At 48.8% G+C, this 4,068-nt stretch carries 6 protein-coding genes; 2 read left to right on the top strand and 4 right to left on the bottom strand.

Features of this window, described 5'->3' with window-relative positions; genetic code table 11:
- Nucleotides 1-476 precede the first annotated feature (476 nt).
- The 4 genes from ALO43_RS06580 to ALO43_RS28395 all read right to left on the bottom strand — a co-directional run bounded on the left by ALO43_RS06580 (nucleotide 477) and on the right by ALO43_RS28395 (nucleotide 2,942).
- Entirely contained in the window at nucleotides 477-710 is a 234-nt protein-coding gene (locus ALO43_RS06580; protein ID WP_054997276.1) for a hypothetical protein, read from the bottom strand.
- Nucleotides 711-930: 220 nt separating this feature from the next.
- Complete coding sequence (locus ALO43_RS32330; protein WP_459564951.1) at nucleotides 931-1,212, bottom strand: propanediol utilization protein; 282 nt, start codon at nucleotides 1,210-1,212, stop codon at nucleotides 931-933.
- Between the two features lie 366 nt (nucleotides 1,213-1,578).
- On the bottom strand, nucleotides 1,579-1,815 hold the full coding sequence (locus ALO43_RS28400; RefSeq protein WP_083492123.1) for a hypothetical protein: 237 nt from the start codon (nucleotides 1,813-1,815) through the stop codon (nucleotides 1,579-1,581).
- Nucleotides 1,812-2,942, bottom strand: a complete 1,131-nt coding sequence (locus ALO43_RS28395) for a phage/plasmid replication domain-containing protein (protein WP_083492122.1) — start codon at nucleotides 2,940-2,942, stop codon at nucleotides 1,812-1,814. The genes ALO43_RS28400 and ALO43_RS28395 overlap by 4 nt, the downstream gene beginning before the upstream one ends.
- Before the next feature lie 129 nt (nucleotides 2,943-3,071).
- Here ALO43_RS28395 and ALO43_RS06570 point away from each other — a divergent pair, with 129 nt between their 5' ends.
- Both ALO43_RS06570 and ALO43_RS06565 read left to right on the top strand, forming a co-directional pair.
- The gene (locus tag ALO43_RS06570; RefSeq protein ID WP_235812525.1) at nucleotides 3,072-3,449 is read left to right on the top strand and encodes a helix-turn-helix domain-containing protein; all 378 of its coding nucleotides are present in this window, start codon (nucleotides 3,072-3,074) and stop codon (nucleotides 3,447-3,449) included.
- An 84-nt stretch (nucleotides 3,450-3,533) separates the two neighbouring features.
- Nucleotides 3,534-3,716, top strand: coding sequence for a hypothetical protein (locus ALO43_RS06565; protein ID WP_054997274.1), 183 nt, complete (start codon nucleotides 3,534-3,536; stop codon nucleotides 3,714-3,716).
- Nucleotides 3,717-4,068: the final 352 nt, after the last annotated feature.

The following is a 4,068-nucleotide window of genomic DNA, read 5'->3' as shown; positions in this document are numbered from 1 at the left end:
TTGCAGCGCCTCCCTAGGCATTTTTGATTGTCAGGCGGAGAATCTGGATTTGGAGTGGGAGTAGGAGTTGAGGGAGTCTGACAAGCACCAGTGGCATTGTCGTAAGTCTGGCCAGAATCACAACTTCCCGAAGCAAAGGCATTAGCGCCATTGCCACAGTTCCAACGCTCAGTGTTAACCGCATACGGGCTAATAGGCCCCCAAGCCGTAGTACCACCACAAGCCTCTACAGCAGAAGAGTAATGACCGCTATCAAATTCATTAGTCCAATAACGAGCAGCACTAGAATAAGAAGAAAAAAGAAACAGAATAAAGAACAGTGAACGTCTAACGACCGGTACACAAAAGAAACAGCGCAGCCGTGACCCAAAACCACACAAAGTCATTAGGATCGATATACATAATAGTGGCCCCATGGTTATCTCCAGACAAAAAAAGCCCGGAGGGAAAAACTCCCACCGGGCAAACAGGGTTAATTAAGTCCCTGCGCGCATTGCTTTCTTGGCAGCACCGATGAGTGCAACGAGGCCAAACATTGCAGCAGTAACAGCGGCAGCAGCAGCAACACCACCCGCGACATAGCCGAGGGCCTCAGCGGTGTCGATGTTGGCACCGGCAGCGAAAGACGGCGAGGCAGTTGCAATGGCGACAGTAGCGGCTGCCAACTGAGCGCGGCCAGATTTGCAGAGAACGAGCAATTTGTTTTTCATAAAAACACCTTAAAATGAGTTACGGACGGTTTTGCAGACCCAGACGAAAATAAAGAGTGCAAGTAAAGCACCGGTTATCTCCATGCGCTGTTCTGCGGTAATTGCAGGACTGAGAGAGTCCCGCATTTCTTGGACTGTGAAAGTTTGAAGTTGACCAGTACAGACGGGAGTACCGTCGGCCTGAACTTGCCACATTCCATCACAGCCGAGAAAATTCATGTTAGCCAGCCTTCTGAGGATTCATTGCGTCAGAAAGCGGAGGAATGTTCTTACGACGACCTTGACGAGGATCAACGGTGAATTGAAGGCGACCATCACGAACATCGCACATAACATCACACTCGTAAGTACCGGGTTGCGGACAGTCATTTTGATCCTGCGCATAGAAGTCGACCTTCTGAGGATATGGAATACCGGGCAAGTGAACGAAAGACTGAAACATTGCATAAGACTTGCCCTTGGAAGACGTACCTGTACGGACGTTGCCAGTAACCTCTACCATCAGAGTAGGAAATTTGAGAGACATTGTATTGCCCTTTTAAAGTGTGGGAAGCCGAGAACTTAAGCTCGGATTGGAGTATGCCCAGCTGGGCGGTGTTAAATTAGGTGTACGACGAAACGTAAGAAACTGACGCTTGGCTAGTTGAGACTTGACTTGCTCAGCAGATGAAGCCTGTAGAAACAGACGCATAAGCGAGCTAGCGAAAGCACTATCATCAATGTTGCCAGAGTTAAAATTAGCAATCTCGGCCTCGACTGAATAACGAAGAATCTGATATTGAGACTTATCCATGTTACTGCTCCAAGATCCAAATAATGACCCCTGCGAAGAGACCAAGAACAACAAAGACAAGAGAGGTAATAAACATTAGTAGCCCATCCATTCAGCTACAGAAATAGTACCTTGCCAACTTGATTCACGATCATGAAACCAAATCTTTTCGGGTTTAACGCCCTGCTCTTTCCGAACTTCAATTACAGCAAGTGTTTCTGCTACTTGCTGGGTCAGAACAGGATTCATGAACTGGCGAACGTGGCGCTGCTGTTCAAGAATGCGACGTTGACCAGCTGAAAGCTGAATACCTTGAAGGCTTACAGTCTTCATGCTGCAACCTGTTGAAGGTGATTTGGTCGCTGATACCATGTAGGAATAACAAGAGAAGACTTTGTTACTTCACGACACTGACGAACAAAGACAGGCGCAAAACGGGATGTATCAGGAGCATTGCGAATATTGATGCCTATACGATTGAGTTTAGCGGCGTGAGTGTTAACTTGTTTCTTGGAGAAATCAAGGTTAGCACCAGTCATCCACTCAAGAGCATAACTAGCGGTTGTGCGGGCAGAACGAAGATTATCGCAAATGCCCTCAGCAACAAGCTGCCCACTAATGCTAACAATATCCATAGCCGTCACCTTTAGACGCTCGTCAATTTTTAAAAACTCACAATGGAGTTCGGCAAAACGCCTTTCATCAAATAAACCCCAGTAACATAGGGCCTCTCGCTGGAGGAATTCACTTTTAAGTTCTTGCTCCATTCGAACAACACCAAACTCAAAGCAATAGTTGCGTACACGAAGAACATAAGCATATTCAGACGAAGTTTCCCCATATAGACGCTTGATCTTAGGGAGAATGTTTTGATCCATCTCAAAAGCTTTGTCGTAAGCCTTTCGATATTGAAGACGACCACCCTGGCCGTTGCCCTTGGGAGTCCAAGAGACTGTGCGGCCGTTAGGGTAAAGAAAACCAATAGAATGACCAATACGCTGGCTAGATACGCCTCGCAAGTAAGCAAGAACATTACCCTCACCGAGAGAAACATTAGTCGTTAAATCGATTCGTTCAATCTTGGCCCCATCGGCGACGCGATCACCAGATTTAGCGCCTGACGCTCCCTGACGGATATCAACGCGAGTGCAACGAGTGAAAGGCGGAAGCCCGTATTCGCGCAGTAACGAGTTATACACAGAGATACATTGTTCAACTGAGGTGAAACCAAAGAGATTATCAAGGCGACCTACTCTGCTGGGGTTGCCCTCAACACGAACTTTTCGACCCTGAACATGAATCGTTACGGATGTCGAATGGCTGGCCTCGTGCTTAAAGCGAGGCTGGCGAGTGCTGAGGACTTCGTTAGTGTTGGCATCGATAGTGAGCGTGAAAACGTCACAGACGACCGGCAGATCGTGGTCGTGTTCCTGTGAAACTGTCAGCCAGTCGATGATCATCACAAATCCTGTCAATACCGAAATCTTGTGATAAAGGCTACGATATCTCGGATTATGGAGTCAAACGATATTTCGGTAGTTCAACACCCCTATTCCGATACTGGATAGGCAGACAGGAGATAGATTCGCATGGGAAATTACGACATGTCAGGCATACCAATGAGCATCGGCGAAAATCTGAAAGCAAAGCGAGAGACCGCAGGGCTATCGCAAAAAGCCTTGGCGGGTCTGATAGATACAGCGGTTAATACGTACATAGGGTGGGAACACGACAAAAATCCGCCGCCAGCAGACAAGGTTGCAGCAATAGCAAGGTGCCTAGGATGCTCAACTGATGAACTGATATTTGAGAGGTCAGAACGCAGTGTTTCAGAGGATATGAGAGCTCTTTTCCGACGGATGGAGCAGCTACCTGAGAACATGCAAAGCCAAGCACGCGCGGTGATAAGAGGTCTGGTTCTGAGCCTCGAGGAAGAAGCAGCAAGACAGGAAAGCGATGTAGCGTAGGATCGGAAATTGTGGAAAACCACAATAAAGTGGGGGTGTAACAGCACCCCCACCCGCTCGGCTCGAAAACAACAGGGACAGAAAATGCGCGCAGAACGCGATCAGGACGACACGGTACGCACTCAGAAGAAGCCCGAGCGTCGTCTGGCATACGAAATAGCAATTGGCATCATAATTGGCGGCATGACGCTGGCAACGATACAGGCGCTCATAGCGATGGTTGCTTGGCAGGTCTACCTTCACGACTTGAAGCTGATACTGAGGTAGAAAATGGCAAACGCAAAAGCAGTACGCATGTACAGGATCGGCGAAAGGCTGTCAGAGGAGCTTTGGGAGTCGCGACAGGACAATGTTCTACGCAGCTTGGGGAAAGAGCTGATGCGGTTGAGTGGGATCTGCGTACATTGCGCGGGAGAAGACGACGAATGCACAGCATGCGCAGGCTCAGGGATACAGCGCGAAAGCCAGGCACGCGAAAAAGCAAAGCCTGTTGCCCAGGAGTGCGCAGAAAAAACCTACCAGATGCTGGATTCGCTTTGACCGGACAAGTGCTGCAAGTACGAGCCTCCGGGACCTGACCACCGCAGTGCTGTGCGTTATGGGTCCGTTGCGGTAAAGC

Source organism: Pseudomonas tremae (assembly GCF_001401155.1).
In the GTDB taxonomy this organism is placed as follows: domain Bacteria; phylum Pseudomonadota; class Gammaproteobacteria; order Pseudomonadales; family Pseudomonadaceae; genus Aquipseudomonas; species Aquipseudomonas tremae.
Note: the sequence above shows the minus strand (reverse complement) of the source record. Positions and strands in the feature narration are given on the sequence as shown.

Coding starts and splice junctions, on each gene's coding strand:
- ALO43_RS06580 (WP_054997276.1), bottom strand. CDS start 710: ATGAAAAACAAATTGCTCGTTCTCTGCAAATCTGGCCGCGCTCAGTTG.
- ALO43_RS32330 (WP_459564951.1), bottom strand. CDS start 1,212: ATGGTAGAGGTTACTGGCAACGTCCGTACAGGTACGTCTTCCAAGGGC.
- ALO43_RS28400 (WP_083492123.1), bottom strand. CDS start 1,815: ATGAAGACTGTAAGCCTTCAAGGTATTCAGCTTTCAGCTGGTCAACGT.
- ALO43_RS28395 (WP_083492122.1), bottom strand. CDS start 2,942: ATGATCATCGACTGGCTGACAGTTTCACAGGAACACGACCACGATCTG.
- ALO43_RS06570 (WP_235812525.1), top strand. CDS start 3,072: ATGGGAAATTACGACATGTCAGGCATACCAATGAGCATCGGCGAAAAT.
- ALO43_RS06565 (WP_054997274.1), top strand. CDS start 3,534: ATGCGCGCAGAACGCGATCAGGACGACACGGTACGCACTCAGAAGAAG.